The following is a 19,706-nucleotide window of genomic DNA, read 5'->3' on the forward strand; positions in this document are numbered from 1 at the left end:
GGGGGAACGGGCGGGGCGGGGGGACGGACGAGGCGTCACACGGCGGCGGGGAACCGGTCCCAGACGCGGTGCTTGGCCAGGAGCGGGGTCAGGCCCGACAGGACCGCCTCGCCGCTGTCGGCGAGGACGACGCCGGGGGCGCCGGTGGGGATCGCGGCCGCTGCCAGGACGGTCTCGGCGCCCGCCCAGCCGCCGATGGCCTTGGCGTGCCGGAAGGCTTCGGAGACCAGCAGCGCCAGGCGCGGATCGACCGGCGCCGTGCCCTGTCCGGGCTCGCCGGCCTTGGCGTCACGGGCCCCCTGGGCGTCGGCGCCCGGCGCCGGGGCGCCGGCGAGGACGAGGGCGTCGAACTCGACCGAGCGGGCGGTGGCGAAGGTGCGCTGGACGGTGACCGGGTCGGCGTCGCCGCCGATCGTGCCGCCGGCGGGGGCGACGACCAGCGGGACCATGCCCGCGTCCAGGACCGCCCGGCGCAGGGCGCGCACCCCGTCGGCGTCGGCGGACCCGTCGGTGACGATGCCGACGATCCGGCCGTCGGCGGGCCATTCCCCGCCGACCTGGGAGAGCGCGGGGCTGGGGGTGCTGTCGGGCGCGGGTTCGGTGGCCCGGGGCACGGGGAGGCCGAGACCGGTGGCGACCTGGACGCACAGCTCGGAGTCGATGTTGGCGAGCGCCTGGAGCTGGCGCTCCTTGATGGCCTGGTCCCAGCACTTGCCGAGTTCGAAGGTGTAGGCGGCGATGATGTGCTCGCGCTCGACCGGGGTCATGCTCAGCCAGAACAGCCGCGCCTGGCTGAAGTGGTCGGCGAAGGAGGCGGGCGCCTCGCGGACCTTGCGTCCGGCCGGGACCTCCACGGGCACCTCGACGAAGGCGCCGGTGTCCGCGCCCGCGAAGAACGGGCAGCCGCCGTCCAGCGAATTCGGCTTGTAGGGCGCCACCCCGGTGTGCACGGCCTGCTGGTGGAAGCCGTCGCGGAGCATGTCGTTGACGGGGGCGTGCGGCCGGTTGATCGGGATCTGGTTGAAGTTGGGCCCGGCCAGGCGGGTGATCTGGGTGTCCAGGTAGGAGAAGAGGCGCCCGGCGAGCAGCGGGTCGTCGGTGACGTCGATGCCGGGGACCAGGTGGCCGACGTGGAAGGCGACCTGCTCGGTCTCGGCGAAGTAGTTGGACGGGTTGCGGTTGAGGGTGAGCAGGCCGATCGGCCGGACCGGGGCGAGCTCCTCGGGGACGATCTTCGTCGCGTCGAGCAGGTCGATGCCCTCGAAGGTCTGGTCCGGGGTGTCGGGGAAGGTCTGGATGCCCAGCTCCCACTGCGGGTAGGCGCCCGCCTCGATGGCGTCGGCCAGATCCCGGCGGTGGAAGTCGGGGTCCACACCGCCCGCGAGCTGCGCCTCCTCCCAGACCAGGGAGTGCACGCCCAGCTTCGGCTTCCAGTGGAACTTCACCAGCGTCGTGGCGCCCTCGGCGTTGACCAGCCGGAAGGTGTGGACGCCGAAGCCCTCCATCGTCCGGTAGGAGCGGGGGATGCCCCGGTCGGACATGTTCCACATGGTGTGGTGCTGCGCCTCGGTGTGCAGCGAGACGAAGTCCCAGAAGGTGTCGTGGGCGCTCTGTGCCTGCGGGATCTCCCGGTCGGGGTGGGGCTTGCCCGCGTGGATGACGTCGGGGAACTTGATGGCGTCCTGGATGAAGAAGACCGGGATGTTGTTCCCGACCAGGTCGAAGACGCCCTCCTCGGTGTAGAACTTCGTCGCGAAGCCCCGGGTGTCGCGGACCGTGTCGGCCGAGCCGCGCGAACCGAGCACGGTCGAGAACCGGACGAAGACCGGGGTCTCGGCGTCGGCGGCGAGGAAGGCCGCCTTCGTCACGCCCGCCGCCGTGCCGTACGACTGGAAGACGCCGTGCGCGCCGGCACCGCGCGCGTGGACCACGCGCTCCGGGATCCGCTCGTGGTCGAAGTGCATGATCTTCTCGCGCAGGTGGTGGTCCTGGAGCAGGACCGGCCCGCGCGGACCCGCCTTGAGCGAGTGATCGGTGTCGTACAGCCGGGCGCCCTGCGCGGTGGTCAGGTAGGAGCCGCTCTGCGCGACCCGCGCCTGGTCCGCGCCGGTGGGCTGACCGGTGGGACCGACCGTCTCCGGGCCGGTCTGGTCCGGCTTCGGGGGCAGCGGCCCGCGCGGCTCGGTGGGCTCCTCCAGCGACGCGGGCGCCGAGGAGGGCACCCCGGGGACGCCCTCGGCGGGCCCGCCCTCCCGGAAGGGTTCGGTCAGCTTCTCGACGGCTGCTTTCAGCGGGTTCTCGTGGGACATTCTTTTCCTTCGAGTTCGAAACAGGGACCGTGCGGGACTGCCACAGCCATGACCGCCGTTGTCGGCGCCGTAACGGGTGTGCCGCCGTCGTCCGCCCAACGGCACAACCCCTCCACACGGGTGCCCCCGCACCGGGGTGGGAATCGCACGGTTTCGTTTCGCGGACGAAACGACCGCGACCTCGGAGGGCGACGGCGGAAGGACACCGGGCTTCTCCGATCACTCTGCGTACGGATCGGTCGGCACACCTGTCCGGAGCGGCGTCCGGGGCCCTTCCGGGAAGGCCGTCACGGCACGGCGGACGGCCCCGGGAGCACGCGCGGAACCCATGGGACCTGGGAGGGAACCCGAAGCGGGCTGCCGGACCCGGAGGGACGTCGGCCGTGTGCGCGGACTTGGGCCGGACGGGGGACGCGCGTCTCTCCGCCGTGCCGTTCAGGGGCGCGGGTTCACGCGGTGCCACCGCGGGCGGGCGTCGGCGCCCCGGCGCCCCGCGACGGACGCGCGGCGCGGGCACACCCTGCGTACCCGGTCGGCGGCACCGTCCGACTCGGGGAACCTGTCGGTCCGGGCGACGTGCGACAGCCGTGTCAGCCGGGAGCGGTGCGGGGAGAGGCCGCACACGGTCTGGTCGAGACCCGGTTCCCGGGCGCGCGCCTCACCGGCGGGCGGACGACGCCCGTCCGGGGCCTTTTCCGCGGTGGGACAGGAGGGCGTTCACGCGTCCGGTTCGGCGGAGTCGAAGGTGAGGGCGTCCAGGGGGCGGACGTGGGCCGACATGTTGCGCTCCATCATGCGCAGGGCGGCGTCCGCGAGGTCCGCGTCGATGTGGGCGACGGCTTCGGGGGCGAGGCTGACGTCGAAGTGCCGGATGTGGGCGTCCAGCGCCGAATAGAGGATGCACTGTTCGGTGACCTGACCGCACAGGACCACGCGCCGGACTTCCAGCTGCCCCAGGAGGTAGGCCAGGGGGGTTTCGAAGAAGGCCGAGTGCCGGGCCTTGACGACGAAGAGCGACTCCTCGTCGGGAGCGATGGTCTTGACCAGGTCGGGGTGACGGCCGGCGAGGGCCGCCTCCAGGATCTCGCCGTGGTGGGAGCGCCACCGGCCGAAGTTGTCGTTGACGTAGATCACCGGGGCGCCGGCCTCGCGAGCGCGCCTCAGGAGTTCTTCCACGCCCGGCAGCGCCTCGCGCACGGAGGGGACGAGGGCTTCGGCGTCCTCGTGCTCGTAGGCGTTCAGCATGTCGATCACGACGAGCGCTGTCCGCGCCATGGTGGTCACCTCTCTTCTTCCGCTCCTCCCGCCGGAGCCACTGCGCTCGGACGGGCACCGCGGTCGGCCGGTGCGGTGATGCGCGTCGACGGGACCGGGACCGCCCGGGGGCCGGACGGCGAAGGCTCTGCGCAGGGCCGTCCGTCCGGAGAACGACGGCGGAGGCCGTGTCGTCGTTCTGGGGAGGCGCCTGCCCCGGGCGACGCGTTCGTAACATCGGAGCCGTCCGCTCGGACGGGCGCCGTCTTCCTCCGGGCGGTGGCGGGCTCGCGGGTGGCCGGGGGCGGCGGGGGGCGGGGCGCCGGGGAGCCGCCCGGGGTCCGTTTCGCCGCTCGCTGGTGGGTTAGAGGCGGTTCATGACGTACGAACCGGATTTCGAGGGTCGTGTTGCTGCGGACGGCACCGTACGGCAGGTGCTGAAACGCGCACTGCCGACGGCGTCGGGTCCCGGCCGGGTGCTGCGGGGCATGGACCGCCTGGAACGCGCCGCCGTTCTCGACGGCTGTGCCGGGCGCCTGGCCGACGCGGTCCGGGCGCTCCCCCTGGGCCGGGGGCGGGACGTCCTGCACGGGCGGTGGCTGGGCCACCCCGTCCATCCGGTGATGGTGCAGGTGCCCATCGGTGCCTGGTTCTCGGCGGCGGTGCTCGACGCGGTTCCCGGACAGCGGCGGGCGGCGGGCACGCTGATCGGCGTGGGGCTCGCGGCCGCGGTTCCGGCCGCCGTGGCGGGCTGGGTCGACTGGGCCGAACTGGAGCGCCGCCAGATGCGGGTCGGTCTGGTGCACGCGGCGGCCAACGCCACGGGAGTGGCCCTGTACGCGGGGTCCCTGGCGGCACGGGTGCGGGGCCGTGCCTTCCTGGGCAAGGCGCTTGGATTCGCCGGCCTGACCGTCGTGGGCGTCGGCGGGGCGATCGGCGGCCACATGGCCTACCGGCAGGGCTCCGGCGTCAACCACGCGGCGTCGGCACCGGAGCTGGTGGCGCCGGGATGGCACGGGATCGGAACGGTCGAGGGCCTCCCCCTCGGCCGGGCGGTCCGGCGGCACGTGGGCGACGTGGCCGTCCTGGCCGTGCGTGAGGACGCGGACCGCGTGCGCGTCCTGCTCGACGCGTGCGGCCACGACGCCGGTTCCCTGTCCGAGGGCGTGGTCGAGGACGGCCGGGTGCGCTGCCCGCTGCACGGGTGCGTCTTCCGTCTGGAGGACGGCTGGAACGTGCGCGGTCCCGCGACCGCCCCGCAACCCGCCTTCGACACCCGCGTCGCCGACGGGCGGGTCGAGGTGCGGCTGCGGGCCCCCGAGGCGCAGGACACCGGCTCCCCCTCCCACGACGAGACGTGACGTGACGTCTCCGCCGTACGAAACATCCGGGTACACGGACGTCTGGAGCGTGGCGACACGTACGCGCGGATCGAAACTCCCGGACCGCCGCACCCTGCCGAACCCCCGGCCGGTGCGCGTACGGGGGCCGTTCACGCGTCGTGCGTACGCGCACCGGGCAGCCGGGACACGACTGAACGCTGCGGAAGAACGCCGGGCGAGACGGATCCGAGCGGCGGGGAACGAAGCCTTCCGCGGCGCGGTGGCACTGTTGACATGAGCGGAACCGGCGGGCCGACCGGGCACCCCGGCACCGGAGCCGAGCGAAGTGACGCGGCTGACGGCGGCATTGAGCGATGCGGCCGGCAAGCTCGGGGGCTGAACCTCTCCTACGGGTGCCCGGCGGGTCCTTCCGCGCCGGGTTTCCCTCGCGAGGGCGGCTCCGCGTGCCGGCCAGCCCGTGACCCCGCGTAAGCGGCGAGGCGCAGCGACCGAAGACGGTCGACGGGGCGGAAGTCGGGCAGGAAGTGGAGATAGGGGTCGAACCCTTCCCCGTTCAGGAGGGGCCGGGACGTGTCTTCGTGGAGCGTGAGGCGGGCCAGGGCCCGCCAGGACCCGCCTGTCCCGAAGCAGAGCTGGAAGGCCACCGGTCGCCGGACCGCGGCGGCCCGCACCGATGCGGCACGGGCGGGGATCCTCGCGGTCCCGGGCACGGGGAAGGCGGCCACCACTCCCCTCCGCCGGCCGACGACGTACGGCAGGAGGGTGGAATACGGACCGGCCGTGGCGGACGCGCGGGGAAGCGGCAGGTGCCGGGTCCACCGGCCCCGGCCACCGGTGGTGAGGAGCAGGTCCAGGGGATGCCCCGGCCCGCCCGCTTCCTCCACCCGCAGCGCGAGGCCGAGCCCGTCCGGCAGCGGATGCGGCAGTCCGGCGCCCCGGGACCAGCGGGCGGTCACCGCGTACGAGGCCGGGACGTCGAGCCACGGCACGCCCCAAGGGTCCCGGTCCCGGTGACCGGGCACGACGAGACGTCCCGCGACGACCACTCCGTGAGGGTGCAGGGCCGGTCGGCCGCCGCGGCGGCGGGCGACGGCCCGTGCCGTACGGAAGGCCACGAGATCGAGAAGGTTCACCCGGTCACTCGTTCCCCTCCGGACCGGAACGTATCTTTTCCTCGGTGATGACCTGGATCTCATTGGTCGCTTCATTGCGTATCCGGTATACGTCGTCTACAAGACGACACGGCTCGTCGGCCCGGAGGCCGGAGTCCGTTGGAGGCTGAGGACATGACCGATCCGACTCAGAATCCCGACTTCCTCCGGGACCCCGATCCGACCTGTGCGGCCATGCGGTCGACCAGCCCGGTGCAGCACGTGCCCGCCGGCTCCGGCGGGCGTCCCAGCTACCTGGTCACCGGCTACGCGGAAGCCCGAGCGGCTCTCGGTGACGCCCGGCGCTCGAAGGACACGGCCGCGTTCTTCGCGGGCAACGGGTCACGACGCCGTCTGCACCCTGCCGTCGCTCACATCATGCCGGCCAGTGATCCGCCTGCTCGGCGCTCTGCCCGGATCGCGCCGTGCGAGTCGGTACGGGTCTCACGCGGAGAGCTCTCCCAGGTCCAGCGGCCTTCTCCAGAAGTTGCGGCGGTGCACTGCCTCGAGTTCGGTCTGGAGCGGGGACGGGGGCACCACCAGCACCGGGCAGGCGGCGTGGACGAGGCAGTACCGTGCCACCGAGGGGCGGACGAGGCGGTGGAACACCGTACGCGGCCCCGTACCGACCACCAGGAGGTCTTCCGGGTCGTGGGCGACGCCCACGAGCGCCGCACCGGGGGTCCCGCGAACCGTGAGACCCGCGAGGGCGACGCCGGGTCCCGCGGTACCGAAGACCGTGGCGAGGACGTCTCGCAGCCGCTCGACGGCCGCGGCCCGGTGCTCCGCCGGGTCGGAGGGCCCACAGTCGTTCCGGCTTCCGATCTCGCCGCCGGGCGGCTGCCAGGCGAGGACGGCCCACAGTTCCGCGTCGCGCACGCGGGCCTCCGCCGCCGCCCTGTGCAGCGCGGTCATGCCCCCGGGGTTTCCGTCGCGCCGACCACGACTCTCCGCACGGCCTGTGTCCTTTCCTTCTCGTCCTCCGGTTCACAGGAAAGGGCTTCGCCGACGGTTCGACGCGGTCGTTGACGCTTCCCTCACTCCGTGGCCACGGGTCATGACGGATCCCTGATGCCAGGCGGCGCCGTCCGTCAGTGACGCGTATGGACCGGGCCGGTCGCCGTATGGGACCCGTCATGGGCCGTCCTCGGGCGAGGAGGTCCGGGGATAGCTTCGTCGTCGTGCCCCGGACCGCCTCCCCGCGTTCGGGGCCCCACCCGTCCCTCGCGGTTCCCTCAGGAGAGCCCCATGTGTCTGTTCCAGTACGACGACGATCCCGAGCCCGAGGAACCGGTCCCGGCCGGACTCCTCCACGTGCCCGTCCGGCCGGGAACGACAGAGGTGGTGCTGCGCACGTTCCGCACCCCGCTGGGCGAGCGCACCGCCGTCGGATTCACCCGCACCGACCTGCTGGTCTCCGTCCTCGGCCCGGAGCAGCCCTGGATCCGGCTGTCCGAACCGGCGCTGCGCGCTCTGGCCTCGCCCCTCGGCGCGTGCCGGCTGACGATCGACCCGACGCTCACCGCCTCCGCGGTCACCCGCCTGCCGGCGGACACCGCCGGGGTCGCGGCCCGTGCCCTGTGAGGAGGTTCCGATGACCACCGAGACCGTCACCGAGGTCGCCGCCGGCGCGGCGGACCTGTCCGTGTGGCCCGCGTCCACGCGGCGCCTCCCGCACGGCGACCTGGCCGTCGGCGGGGTGTCCCTGGCGGAGGTGGCCGAGCGCTTCGCCACCCCCGTCTACGTCCTCGACGAGGGCGAGGTGCGCGAACGCTGCCGGATCTACCGGGACGCCTTCCCCGACGCCGACGTGCTGTACGCGGCCAAGGCGTTCCTGTCCCGCGGGATGGCCCGCTGGGTCCGGGAGGAGGGCCTCGGCCTGGACGTGTGCTCCGCCGGGGAACTGGAGCTCGCCGTCACGGCCGGCTTCCCGCCGGAGCGCGTCGTGCTGCACGGCAACGCGAAGTCGCCCCGCGACCTGGAGACGGCTCTGCGGCTCGGCGTGGGGCGGATCGTCATCGACGGTCCGTCGGAGATCGCCCGGATCGCGGCCGCGGTCGCCCCGGGCGAGCGGCAGAAGGTCATGGTGCGCGTGGTGCCGGGCGTCTCGGCCGGCGGTCACGACAAGATCCGCACCGGCACGGACGGCCAGAAGTTCGGGCTGTCCCCCACCGACGGTTCGGCACAGCACGCCCTGGCGCGGATCCTGGACCAGCCCGGGCTCGAACTGACCGGCCTGCACTGCCACATCGGCTCCCAGATCACCGAGGTGAAGCCCTACCTGGTGGCCCTGCGCCGCATGGTCGGGCTGATGACCCGCGTCCGTGACGCCCACGGCGTCGTCCTGCCCGAGCTGGACATGGGCGGCGGCCACGGCATCGCCTACCGGCCCGGCGAGCCCTCCCTCGACCTCACCGCCCTCGCCCGGCGGCTGCGCGCGGAGCTCGTCGAGGGCTGCGCCGCCGCCCGGCTGACCGTCCCCCGGCTCGCCGTCGAGCCAGGCCGGGCCGTGGTCGGGCCGGCCGGAATCGCCCTGTACCGGGTGCTGGCCGTCAAGGACACCGGCGGAAAGGTGTTCGTCGCGGTGGACGGCGGCATGGGCGACAATCCGCGGCCCGCCCTGTACGGAGCCCGCTACGCACCCCGTCTCGTCGGGCGTCGTTCGACCGCCGGGATCCGTGCGGTCACCGTGGTGGGCCGGCACTGCGAGGCCGGCGACGTCCTCGCGGCCGACACCGAACTGCCCGGCGACATCCGGCCCGGCGACCTGCTCGCCGTACCGGTGGCCGGTGCCTACCAACTGTCCATGGCCTCCGGCTACAACCTCGTCGGCCGCCCCGCCGTCGTGGCGGTCCACGACGGCACGGCCCGGGTGCTGGTCCGGCGCGAGACGCTGGACGACTTCCGCGGCCGGGACATCGGGGAGTGAGGCCGCCTCCCCGGCCCCGCCCGTGAAGGGGCCGGGGTGACGGGGTCGCGGCGTAGTGCACGGTGGGCGGCGGCGCACACCGTGATCATGGTCGGCCAGACGGCCGGGTGGCCGTGGGGAGGGGTGGGTTCGGGCACGTGCTCGAAGTTCATGCCGTAGATGCCGGCGGTGAGTATGCCGACGATCAGTTCGTCGAGGGACAGGGTCTGTTCGCTGACGCGCTGGTGGTCGTCGGCGACGTCTCGGAAGGAGGTGGCCGCCTTCGGTGGGCTCCCCGTCACGTCGTTGTCGCTCAGGCGCCGCAGGGCCGTTCCGCTGTGTCACCGACCTCATGTCACCCTCCCCGTGAAGGGGGCTGGGAGCGGCAGGTGAGGGCCGTCCGCCGTGCGGAGGCCGAGCACCATGGTCAACCCGCCTCCGGGGGTGTCCTCGATGGTCACCGTGCCGCCCATCGCCTCGACGAATCCGCGGGCCACCGCCAGGCCGAGGCCGACGCCCTCGCCCCGCGGTGCGTCGCCATGGCGCTGGAAGGCCCCGAAGACGCGCTCCTTGGCCTCGTCGGGGACGCCGGGGCCGCGGTCGACGACGCGGAGTTCGACGCGGTCGGCGAGGGCGCTCGCCGAGACGAGGACGGACCCTCCGTGCGGGCTGTACTTGACGGCGTTCTCCACGATGTTGGCGACGGCCCGTTCCAGCAGGCCGCGGTCGACGGCGACCATCGGGAGCGTCTCGGGGACGTCGAGGTCGACGCTGCCCTCGGGGACGCCGAGCAACGCCATGGGGACGACCTCGTCGAGGTCGGTCTCCCCGATCACGGCCGTGACGGTTCCGGTCTCCAGGCGGGACACGTCGAGGAGGTTGCCGACCAGGTGATCGAGCCGGTCGGTGCCGTCCTCGATGTTCGCGAGCAGTTCCGCGCGGTCCTCCTCCGACCATTCCACGTCGTCGGCCTGCAGGGAGGAGACGGATGCCTTGATGCCGGCGAGCGGAGTGCGCAGGTCATGGCTGACGGCGGCGAGGAGCGAGGTGCGGATCCTGTGGCCCTCGGCGAGCTCGCGGGCCTTCTCCGCCCGGTCCACGAGGCGCTGCCGGTCGAGGACGACGGCGGCCTGGGCGGCGAAGGCTCCGAGAACGCGTCTGTCCTCGGCCGGCAGGACACGGCCCGTGAGAGCGAGGGCCAGGTGGTCGCCGACGGGTACGTCCACATCGGCGGCCTCGGGACGGCCGACGGGACGGTGGCCGACGGCGGCGACGCGGGACCACGGTCCGGTGTCCGCATCGCGCTCCAGGAGCGCCACCGACTCCATGGAGAAGGTCTCCCGGAGCCGTTCGAGCAGGGCGTCCAGACCGGTCTCCCCGCGCAGCACGCCGCCGGCGAGGAAGGAGAGCGTCTCCGCCTCCGCCCGCAGCCGGGCGGCCTGATGCGTGCGGCGGGCGGCGACGTCCACCACGGAGGCGACCGAGACGGCGACCCCGACGAAGACCACCAGGGCGACGATGTCGCGCGGGTCGGCGATCGTGAGCCGGTGGAGCGGTGGGGTGAAGTACCAGTTGAGCAGGAGCGATCCGACGGCCGCGGACCCCAGGGCCGGTCTGAGCCCGCCGAGCAGGGCCGCGGCCACGGTGAGCGTCAGGAAGAGCAGTACGTCGTTGGCCAGGCCGACATCGGGCAGGACGCCGCTCAGCAGCAGGGTGAGCGGGACGGGCCCGGCGAGACCGACGGCCCAGCCCCACAGGGTGCGGGACCGACCCAGCCGCACCCGGGCGGGGACCGGCAGGCCGCGGCCCTTCGCCGCCTCGTCGTGGGTGACGATGTGGACGTCGAGATCGGGGCCGGACTCACGGGCGACCGTGGCGCTGACGCCCGGCCCGAAGACGTACTGCCAGGACCGGCGGCGGCTCACGCCGAGGACGATCTGGGTGGCGTTGACCCCACGCGCGAACGCGAGGAGGCCGGCGGACACGTCGTCGCCGACGACGTGGTGGAAGGTGCCTCCCAGCTCCTCGACGAGCGTGCGCTGGACGGCGAGCTCCTTCGGGGACGCCGAGGTCAGGCCGTCACTGCGGGAGATGTGGACGGCCAGCACCTCACCGCCCGCGCCCTTCTCCGCCAGGCGTACGGCACGCCGTATCAGGGTCCGGCCCTCGGGCCCCCCGGTGAGGCCGACGACGATCCGTTCCCGCGAGCCCCAGATCTTCGAGACGCGGTGCTCGGTCCGGTACTCCTGGAGGTACTCGTCGACCCGGTCGGCCGTCCACAGCAGGGCGAGCTCGCGCAGGGCGGTGAGGTTGCCGGGGCGGAAGTAGTGGGAGAGGGCCGCGTCGACCTTGTCCGGCTTGTAGACGTTGCCGTGCGCCATGCGCCGGCGCAGCGCCTGCGGCGACATGTCGACCAGCTCGATCTGGTCGGCGCGCCGGACCACTTCGTCGGGGACCGTCTCCTTCTGCCGGACGCCGGTGATCGACTCGACGACGTCCCCGAGCGACTCCAGGTGCTGGATGTTGACGGTCGAGACGACGTCGATGCCGGCCGCGAGCAGTTCCTCGACGTCCTGCCAGCGCTTGGCGTTGCGCGAGCCCGGGACGTTCGTGTGCGGCAGTTCGTCGACGAGCGCGACGGCGGGCCGCCGGGCCAGGACCGCGTCCACGTCCATCTCCGTGAAGGACGTGCCCCGGTACTCGATCGTCCGGCGCGGGACCGTCTCCAGGCCGTGCAGCATGACCTCGGTCCGGGGCCGGTCGTGGTGCTCGACGAACGCGACGACGCAGTCCGCACCCCGCTCGACGCGCCGGTGCCCCTCGGAGAGCATGGAGTACGTCTTGCCGACGCCCGGGGCGGCTCCCAGGTAGATGCGCAGCTTTCCGCGTCTCATGTGCGCGTCTCTCCTACGGCTCGAACCGGTGGCCCGTGCCGGGCTCGGTGATCAGGTGACGCGGGTGCGAGGGGCCCGCTTCCGGCTCGCGTCGCAGCCGGGCCGTGCAGACCCGTAGGCAGTCCGTCTTGGTGCCGTTCGGTCGGCGTGGGACGAGGGCCGGTGGTCCAGGACCGTTCCCGGGACCCTCGTCTCCTTCGCTGTCGGGACAAGACCCATCAGCCCTTGGCCGTCAGGTCCTTGAGCGCGGTGTTGAGCTTCAGGACGTTGACGCGGGGTTCGCCGATGAAGCCGAGGACGCGGTCGTCGGTGTGGTCGGCGACGAGCTTGTCCACCGCCGCGACGGTCAGGTGGTTCCTCTCCGCGACGCGGTGGACCTGGAGCCGGGCGTACTCCGGAGAGATGTGCGGGTCCAGGCCCGAGCCGGAGGAGGTGACGGCGTCGGCCGGCACGTCCGAGGGCTTCACCGTGTGGCCGGGGACCGAGTTGTCCTCGACCACGGCGGCCTTGGCGTCCTCGACCCACTGGATCAGGTCGGCGTTGTCGCCGGAGCGGTTGGTCGCGCCGGACAGGAGGAGCGAGTACCGGGTGTTGACGCTGTTGGTGCCCAGGCCGTTGGAGGGGCGCGGCTGGAACCACCTGAGGTCCGGGGCCGCGGTCTCCTCGCCGTCCTTGAGGGGCAGGTCGTAGCGCTGGCCGATGAGTGCGGAGCCGACGACCTTTCCGCTCGCGTCCTCGATCTCCGAACCGTTGGCCTTGCCGGGGAGGGCGAGCTGGGCGACGGCGGTGACGGCGAGCGGGTAGAGCACGCCGCACACCGCGGTGAGGACGAGGAGGGCGCGCAGTCCCGCCCAGAGCACTCGGCCCGTGTTCACTGCTGAGTTGTTCATGGTCGGTCAGCCGATTCCGGGAATGAGGGAGAGGAGCAGGTCGATGAGTTTGATGCCGACGAACGGGGCGACCAGGCCGCCGAGTCCGTAGACCGCGAGGTTGCGGCGGAGCATCGCGTCGGCGCTGGAGGGCCGGTAGCGCACGCCCTTGAGGGCCAGCGGCACGAGGGCGACGATGATCAGCGCGTTGAAGATGACGGCGGAGAGGATCGCGGACTCGGGCGAGGCCAGGCCCATGATGTTGAGCTTGTCCAGGCCCGGATGGGCGACCGCGAACATCGCGGGGATGATCGCGAAGTACTTCGCGACGTCGTTGGCGATCGAGAAGGTCGTCAGGGCGCCCCGGGTGATGAGGAGTTGCTTGCCGATCGCGACGATCTCGATGAGCTTGGTCGGATTGGAGTCGAGGTCGACCATGTTGCCGGCCTCCTTCGCGGCCGACGTGCCCGTGTTCATGGCGACGCCGACGTCCGCCTGGGCGAGCGCGGGGGCGTCGTTGGTGCCGTCGCCGGTCATCGCGACCAGCTTCCCGCCGGCCTGCTCCCGCTTGATGAGGGCCATCTTGTCCTCGGGGGTGGCCTCGGCGAGGAAGTCGTCGACGCCGGCCTCCTCGGCGATGGCCTTCGCGGTCAGCGGGTTGTCACCGGTGATCATGACGGTCCTGATGCCCATGCGGCGCAGCTCGTCGAACCGCTCCCGCATACCCTCCTTGACCACGTCCTTCAGGTGGATCACCCCCAGGACGCGCGCGCCCCCGCCGTCTTCCACAGCCACGAGGAGCGGCGTGCCGCCGGCTCCGGCGATCCGGTCCGTGAGCGCGTGCGCGTCCTCGGTGACGTGCCCGCCCCGCTCCTCCACCCAGGCCACGACCGAACCGGTCGCGCCCTTGCGCACCTTGTGGCCGTCCACGTCCACGCCCGACATGCGGGTCTGGGCGGTGAAGGCGACCCACTCGGCGTGGACGAGTTCGCCCTGGTGCCGCTGGCGCAGACCGTACTTCTCCTTGGCGAGAATCACGATCGAGCGGCCCTCGGGCGTCTCGTCGGCGAGGGAGGAGAGTTGGGCGGCGTCGGCCAGCTCCGCCGCCGTCGTGCCGCGTACGGGCAGGAACTCGGCGGCCTGGCGGTTGCCGAGGGTGATCGTGCCCGTCTTGTCGAGCAGCAGGGTGCTGACGTCGCCCGCTGCCTCGACGGCGCGCCCCGACATCGCGAGGACGTTGCGCTGGACGAGCCGGTCCATGCCCGCGATGCCGATCGCGGAGAGCAGCGCGCCGATCGTCGTCGGGATCAGGCAGACGAGCAGGGCCGTCAGGACGATCAGGGAGGTCTGCTCGTCGGCGCCCGCGTACACCGCGAACGGCTTGAGGCTCACCACGGCGAGCAGGAACACGATCGTCAGGGACGCGAGGAGGATGTTGAGGGCGATCTCGTTCGGCGTCTTCTGTCGCGCCGCGCCCTCGACCAGGCTGATCATGCGGTCGATGAACGTCTCGCCGGGCTTCGTCGTGATCTTCACGACGATGCGGTCGGACAGCACCTTCGTACCACCCGTGACCGCACACCGGTCGCCGCCGGACTCGCGGATGACCGGGGCCGACTCGCCGGTGATCGCCGACTCGTCGACGCTCGCGACGCCCTCGACGACGTCTCCGTCGCCCGGGATCACGTCGCTCGCCTCGCAGACCACCAGGTCGCCGACGCGCAGGTCGGTGCCGGGCACCCGCTCCTCGCCCGTCTGGGTGACGCGGCGGGCGACGGTGTCGGTCTTGGCCTTGCGCAGGGTGTCGGCCTGGGCCTTGCCCCGGCCCTCGGCGACCGCCTCCGCCAGGTTGGCGAAGACCGTGGTCAGCCACAGCCAGGCGGTGATCGCCCAGCCGAACCGGTCCGTGGGGTCCATGACCGCCAGGACGGTGGTCACCACCGAGCCGACCAGGACCACGAACATGACCGGCGACTTGATCATCACGCGCGGGTCGAGCTTGCGCAGTGCGTCGGGCAGGGAGGCGACCAGCTGCCGGGGGTCGAAGAGGCCACCGCCGACCTTGCCCGGCGTCGGCCGGTGACCGGTGGGGTCGTCGTGTCGGGGGTCTGCTGCGGGTGAGGTCATGGTGGACATGGCGTCCTGCTGTTTCTTCGTATCGATGGTCATGCCGCGAGCCCTTCGGCGAGCGGGCCGAGGGCCAGGGCCGGGAAGTAGGTGAGACCGGCGATGATCATGATGGTGCCGATCAGGAGACCGGTGAACAGGGGCTTCTCCGTACGGAGGGTGCCCACCGTCTCCGGGACCGGCTTCTGCTCGGCGAGCGAGCCGGCCAGGGCGAGGACGAAGACCATCGGCAGGAACCGGCCGAGGAGCATCGCGATGCCGAGGGTGGTGTTGAACCACTGCGTGTCGGCGTTGAGGCCGGCGAACGCGGAGCCGTTGTTGTTGGCGCCGGAGGTGTAGGCGTAGAGGATCTCGGAGAAGCCGTGCGCGCCGGAGTTCGTCATCGAGTGCGCCGGAGTGTCCAGGACGAACGAGGCCGCCGTGAAGCAGAGCACGAGCGCCGGGGTGATCAGGATGTAGCAGGCGGCGAATTTGATCTCGCGGGTGCCGATCTTCTTGCCGAGGTACTCCGGGGTGCGGCCGACCATCAGGCCCGCCAGGAACACGGCGATGATCGCCATGATCAACATGCCGTAGAGGCCGGAGCCGACGCCGCCAGGCGCGATCTCGCCCAGCTGCATGCCCAGCATGGTGATGCCGCCGCCGAAGCCGGTGTAGGAGGAGTGGAAGGAGTTGACCGCGCCCGTGGACGTCAGGGTGGTCGCCACCGCGAAGAGCGACGAACCGCCGATGCCGAAGCGGGTCTCCTTGCCTTCCATGGCACCGCCGGCGAGGTCGAAGGCGGGTCCGTGGTGGGCGAACTCGGTCCACATCATCAGGGCGGTGAACCCGAGCCAGATGGCGGCCATCGTGCCGAGGATCGCGTACCCCTGCTTGAAGGAGCCGACCATGCGGCCGAAGGTGCGGGTCAGTGCGAAGGGGATGACCAGGATCAGATAGATCTCGAAGAGGTTGGAGAGCCCGTTGGGGTTCTCGAAGGGGTGGGCGGAGTTGGCGTTGAAGTAGCCGCCTCCGTTGGTGCCCAGCTCCTTGATGACCTCCTGGGAGGCGACCGCGCCGCCGTTCCACTGCTGCGTGCCGCCGGTGAACTGCCCGACCTCGTGGATGCCGGAGAAGTTCTGGATCGCGCCGCACGCCACCAGGACGAGCGCGCCGACGACGGAGATCGGCAGCAGGATCCGGACCGTGCCCCGGACCAGGTCGGCCCAGAAGTTGCCCAGCTCACCGGTGCGGGAGCGGGCGAAGCCGCGCACCAGGGCGACGGCCACCGCCATGCCGACGGCCGCCGACACGAAGTTCTGCACCGCGAGGCCGCCGGTCTGCACGACGTGGCCCATGGCCTGCTCGCCGTAGTACGACTGCCAGTTGGTGTTGGCCACGAAGGACGCGGCCGTGTTGAACGCCTGGTCCGGGTCGATCGACACGAAGCCGAGCGAACCGGGCAGCGACCCCTGCACCCGCTGGAGCAGGTACAGGAACAGCACGCTCACCGCGGAGAAGGCGAGGACTCCGCGCAGGTAGGCGGGCCAGCGCATCTCCGCCGACGGGTTGGCGCCGATCGCCCGGTAGATCCACCTCTCGGGCCGGTAGTGCCTCTCCGAGGAGTACACCTTCGCCATGTGGTCGCCCAGCGGCCGGTAGGACAGGCCGAGGGCGACGACCAGCGCCAGGAGCTGGAGCACACCAGCAAGAACAGGACTCATCTCTTGGCTCAGAACCTCTCCGGCTTGAGGAGGGCGAGGACGAGATAGCCCAGGAGGGCGGTGGCGACGAGCAGACCGACGACGTTCTCGACAGTCACGGCTTCGCCACCCCCTTGGCGATGAACGCCACCAGCGCGAAGATCGCGACCGTGGTGACGACGAAGGCCAGGTCGGCCATCGTGAGCTCCCGATGAAGAAGGAAAGCGGATTCTCGGACGAGATGAGGAAACATCCTTTTCAGCCGCCCACCGCCTTCGTTGACGCCCCCCTTACGCCCTTGACGCCCCTTTTGACGCGCCCTCTACGCGGAGCCGCCTCCGCTGGCCCCGGAGACCGGCCGCCGCCCGCCCTCGAAGCCGGCCGGCCTCTCCCTCTTGGCCGGTCGGCGTGTGGCGGCTCCGGACCGGTGGTTTCCGACCGGTCCGCGAGTACGTGGACCACACGACCGGGCCCCGTCAGCGGTGCGTCAAATCTGTCCACCGCCGTGTAAACAACGCGTAGCCCCCGCCCGGTTCCTCCGTCCCGAACGCCTAGCGTCAGCGCCATGCAGCCCCCGCTTCCCGCTCCCCCACCCGGCCCCGTCCCCGTCGACGACGTACTGCACGATGCCGACTGGGCGGGCGAAGCGCGTTCCGCCCTCGCGTGCGCGGGATCGCTGCTCGGGGTGTCGCTGGGCGTCGACGCCTGCGCGCGCGAACCGACCCTGCTCGGCACGGTGGGGTGGATCGCCCTGGCCACGCTCCTGTTGGTGGTCCTGCTGCCCGCACGGGTGGGTGCCGCGCCGGACCTGCTCGTGGTCCGGGGACTGTGGCTCACCAGGACGGTCCGCATCGACCGGCTCACGTCGGTCTCCTGGCCGGAGGGCACCTCCCGGCGTCTGGTCCTGCGGGACGACGAGGGGTCGCGGACCGAGGTCGACCTCCGGGTCCTCCTCGCCAACCCGGCGTTGTGGCTGCGGATCGAGGCAGGCGCCCACGCCTCCCGGCGGCGCGGCCTCCTCACCCGTGACACCGCAGACCTCGCCCGCCTCTCCGTGCATGTCCACGCGGAGACCACGCGCTCCGTCTTGAAGGTCTCCGGCCTGGAGTAGCCCCCCGGGTCATCCGGTCGCAGGAGACGAGGTGCGGCGGAAGCTCCCCGGGGCGCGGTGCGCGCCCCGGGAGCCTCCGGGCGACCGGACGTCCTGCGCGGAGGACTAGTACTGCAACGGTCTTTTTCGTGATGGTTTATCGGCTTCTGGTGGTGTGTAGCCGCGTCGTTTGTAGTGGCTGATGCGGGCTTGGTGTTGTCGTCGGCGGCGCCAGGTCGACCAGTGCAGGATGTGGTCGACCGGGACGGGACGGCGGTGGGTGAGGCGGTGGATCAGACGTCTGAGTTCGGCAAGGCTCAACGGGACGAGGCCGGAGGATCCGTTTCTGCTCTGCCGGTGTCGAGCTCGCGAGCCCGCAGGACGGTCAGGCAGGCGTGGGCGGCCATAGCCAGGGTGATGTGCCGGTGCCAGCCGGGATAGCGGCGAACCTGGTAGTCGTCCAGACCGCACTCCTGTTTCGCGGTCTGGAAGCACTCCTCGACCGCCCACCGGCTGCCGGCAATGTGAATCAGCTCGTCGAGAGTGGTGCCGGCGGGGCAGTAGGCGATGTAGTAGGAGATCTCCTCGGGCCGGCGGACACTGCGGCGAGCGATCACCCAGTGCCGCCGGTCGTCCCGGTGCCAGGGGCGGACCTCGACCCTGGCCCAGTCGAAGACGCGAGGCCCGTGGGCACCGCTGCCGCAGGAGCGCCGCTTCCACTTCTGCCTCGGCAGGTCGTGGAACAGGTCGTGAACAGGGTGGTCGAGGGCCCAGCGGGTGACGACGGTGTCGTGCCGGGTGGTGGCCATGACATGGAAGACATCGGCCCGCTCGAGCTCGGTCCGCCAGCTCTTGGAGTAGCCGTAGCCGGCGTCCGCGGTCACCCAGCCGAACGGGATCTTCTCCTCGATCGCCCGGCGGACCATGGCCCGGGCCATGGCGACCTTCGTCTCGAAGACGACGCCGTCGCCGATGCCGGCCCGCCGGCACCTTTCCCGGTCATCGGTCCAGGATGCCGGCAGGTAGAGGCGCCGGTCGATCAAGGTGCGGCCGCGGCCGGCGGCATAGGCGAGGAACACGCCGACCTGGCAGTTCTCCGTCCGCCCGGCCGTGCCGGAGTACTGCCGCTGGACCCCGGCCGACCGTGTCCCCTTCTTCAGGAAGCCGGTGTCGTCGACGATCAGCACCGCCTCCGGGTCGCCGAGTTGCTCGACGACGTACTCACGCACGTCGTCCAGGACCTCGTCCGCATCCCAGTCGATCCGGTTCAACAACCGGTGGATCCGGTCCGGACCCGCATGTCCGGCCTCCTCCGCCAGCGTCCAGCCGTTCTTCCGCTCCAGCGGAGCGATCAGCCCCCGCATATACGCGAGCGCCGACTCACGCGGCTCCGACCTGGCAAAACGGTGCACAAACCGCTCATGAAGAGTCTTCACTTCACCCGCCCACGACCGGACATCAGACAGTTCCCCACCCATGACCAGACCAACGACCCACCTGCCAAACCGTCACGACAAGCACCGTTGCAGTACTAGGGCTGGGGCAACGCCTAACGTCGAGCCGAGCAGACCGGCCGACCAGCCGGAACAGACGTACCACCACGCCCCGCCGGGCCACGGCCACGCAGGTTACGGTGCCGAGACCGGTGTGCTGCCACTGCCTGCGCCACACCACCAGGTCAACTGATGAGCCGTCAGTAAAGTCAGCAAAAGGTCAGCATTCGGCTGACCAGACCTGCTCGCACCCGAGCACACCCTGGAAGTGCACCCACCGACTGCACGACTGCGGAAGGGGCTGCGATACATGCCCTCCCGCAGTCGCGACGGCAGCCCCGGCGGAGCCAAGCAGCCCTCGACTTCGAATCGACGCAGAAGAGAAAAACCCAGGTCAGCGCACCCTTCCTCGCGCCTTCAGCTGGGTCGGCGGCACCTCCGGGGCGCCCAGCCGGCCACCGTCGTACCCCTTCACCTCGCCGAAGCGGTCGCCCGTCATCCAGTCCTCGCGCGCCTGGCGGATCTCCTCGTCCGTGCGGCCCACGAAGTTCCACCACATAGCACGGGTTTACCGTTTCATCCCAGC

At 71.8% G+C, this 19,706-nt stretch carries 15 protein-coding genes and 3 pseudogenes; 4 read left to right on the plus strand and 14 right to left on the minus strand.

All coding sequences use genetic code 11. The features are described from left to right. Positions 1-35: 35 nt before the first annotated feature. The 3 genes and pseudogenes from ACIQD7_RS29685 to ACIQD7_RS29695 all read right to left on the minus strand — a co-directional run bounded on the left by ACIQD7_RS29685 (position 36) and on the right by ACIQD7_RS29695 (position 3,584). Positions 36-2,309: a catalase gene (locus ACIQD7_RS29685; protein ID WP_402445577.1), complete on the minus strand. Its 2,274-nt coding sequence runs from the start codon at positions 2,307-2,309 to the stop codon at positions 36-38. 435 nt (positions 2,310-2,744) lie between these two features. Next, a pseudogene (locus ACIQD7_RS29690) lies at positions 2,745-2,987 on the minus strand (hypothetical protein); the annotation flags it as partial. Between the two features lie 39 nt (positions 2,988-3,026). Next, on the minus strand, positions 3,027-3,584 hold the full coding sequence (locus ACIQD7_RS29695; RefSeq protein ID WP_402445579.1) for an isochorismatase family cysteine hydrolase: 558 nt from the start codon (positions 3,582-3,584) through the stop codon (positions 3,027-3,029). Positions 3,585-4,051: 467 nt separating this feature from the next. Here ACIQD7_RS29695 and ACIQD7_RS29700 point away from each other — a divergent pair, with 467 nt between their 5' ends. Continuing rightward, positions 4,052-4,924, plus strand: coding sequence for a DUF2231 domain-containing protein (locus ACIQD7_RS29700; protein WP_402445799.1), 873 nt, complete (start codon positions 4,052-4,054; stop codon positions 4,922-4,924). Between the two features lie 368 nt (positions 4,925-5,292). Here ACIQD7_RS29700 and ACIQD7_RS29705 read toward each other — a convergent pair whose 3' ends face one another. Beyond that, positions 5,293-5,895 carry a phosphodiesterase gene (locus ACIQD7_RS29705; protein ID WP_402445581.1) on the minus strand — a complete coding sequence of 201 codons (603 nt, stop codon included), beginning with the start codon at positions 5,893-5,895 and terminating at the stop codon, positions 5,293-5,295. A 606-nt stretch (positions 5,896-6,501) separates the two neighbouring features. Then, the gene (locus ACIQD7_RS29710) at positions 6,502-6,972 is read right to left on the minus strand and encodes a universal stress protein (protein WP_402445582.1); all 471 of its coding nucleotides are present in this window, start codon (positions 6,970-6,972) and stop codon (positions 6,502-6,504) included. Positions 6,973-7,305: 333 nt separating this feature from the next. Between ACIQD7_RS29710 and ACIQD7_RS29715 the strand changes: the two genes are divergently transcribed. Together ACIQD7_RS29715 and lysA are read left to right on the plus strand one after the other, a co-directional pair. Continuing rightward, positions 7,306-7,641, plus strand: coding sequence for an SAV_915 family protein (locus ACIQD7_RS29715; protein ID WP_121829276.1), 336 nt, complete (start codon positions 7,306-7,308; stop codon positions 7,639-7,641). Positions 7,642-7,651: 10 nt separating this feature from the next. Then, entirely contained in the window at positions 7,652-8,986 is a 1,335-nt protein-coding gene (gene lysA, locus ACIQD7_RS29720; RefSeq protein ID WP_402445584.1) for a diaminopimelate decarboxylase, read from the plus strand. Between the two features lie 329 nt (positions 8,987-9,315). Here the strand turns inward: lysA and ACIQD7_RS29725 are convergent, their stop codons facing one another. From ACIQD7_RS29725 to ACIQD7_RS29755, 7 genes and pseudogenes are all read right to left on the minus strand, one after another. Continuing rightward, positions 9,316-11,859, minus strand: a complete 2,544-nt coding sequence (locus tag ACIQD7_RS29725; protein ID WP_402445586.1) for an ATP-binding protein — start codon at positions 11,857-11,859, stop codon at positions 9,316-9,318. A gap of 13 nt (positions 11,860-11,872) precedes the next feature. After that, a pseudogene (locus ACIQD7_RS29730) lies at positions 11,873-11,995 on the minus strand (DNA-binding response regulator); the annotation flags it as partial. An 82-nt stretch (positions 11,996-12,077) separates the two neighbouring features. Further along, complete coding sequence (locus tag ACIQD7_RS29735; RefSeq protein ID WP_161372265.1) at positions 12,078-12,749, minus strand: potassium-transporting ATPase subunit C; 672 nt, start codon at positions 12,747-12,749, stop codon at positions 12,078-12,080. 6 nt (positions 12,750-12,755) lie between these two features. Further along, the gene (gene kdpB / locus ACIQD7_RS29740; RefSeq protein WP_402445801.1) at positions 12,756-14,864 is read right to left on the minus strand and encodes a potassium-transporting ATPase subunit KdpB; all 2,109 of its coding nucleotides are present in this window, start codon (positions 14,862-14,864) and stop codon (positions 12,756-12,758) included. 29 nt (positions 14,865-14,893) lie between these two features. After that, complete coding sequence (gene kdpA / locus ACIQD7_RS29745) at positions 14,894-16,558, minus strand: potassium-transporting ATPase subunit KdpA (RefSeq protein WP_402445589.1); 1,665 nt, start codon at positions 16,556-16,558, stop codon at positions 14,894-14,896. An 8-nt stretch (positions 16,559-16,566) separates the two neighbouring features. Beyond that, positions 16,567-16,656, minus strand: a complete 90-nt coding sequence (kdpF, locus tag ACIQD7_RS29750) for a K(+)-transporting ATPase subunit F (protein WP_402445591.1) — start codon at positions 16,654-16,656, stop codon at positions 16,567-16,569. Continuing rightward, positions 16,653-16,790: a hypothetical protein gene (locus ACIQD7_RS29755; protein WP_163013782.1), complete on the minus strand. Its 138-nt coding sequence runs from the start codon at positions 16,788-16,790 to the stop codon at positions 16,653-16,655. Before ACIQD7_RS29755 ends, kdpF begins: the two co-directional genes overlap by 4 nt. Before the next feature lie 312 nt (positions 16,791-17,102). Between ACIQD7_RS29755 and ACIQD7_RS29760 the strand changes: the two genes are divergently transcribed. After that, positions 17,103-17,648 (plus strand): hypothetical protein, encoded by a 546-nt coding sequence (locus ACIQD7_RS29760; RefSeq protein ID WP_402445593.1) that lies wholly within the window; start codon positions 17,103-17,105, stop codon positions 17,646-17,648. 296 nt (positions 17,649-17,944) lie between these two features. Here the strand turns inward: ACIQD7_RS29760 and ACIQD7_RS29765 are convergent, their stop codons facing one another. Continuing rightward, positions 17,945-19,105, minus strand: coding sequence for an IS701 family transposase (locus ACIQD7_RS29765; protein WP_402445595.1), 1,161 nt, complete (start codon positions 19,103-19,105; stop codon positions 17,945-17,947). Positions 19,106-19,514: 409 nt separating this feature from the next. Beyond that, positions 19,515-19,679 (minus strand): annotated as a pseudogene (locus ACIQD7_RS29770) (pirin family protein); the annotation flags it as partial. Positions 19,680-19,706 lie beyond the last annotated feature (27 nt).

It is taken from the genome of Streptomyces sp. NPDC093071, from assembly GCF_044754545.1.
Taxonomy (GTDB): Bacteria; Actinomycetota; Actinomycetes; order Streptomycetales; family Streptomycetaceae; genus Streptomyces.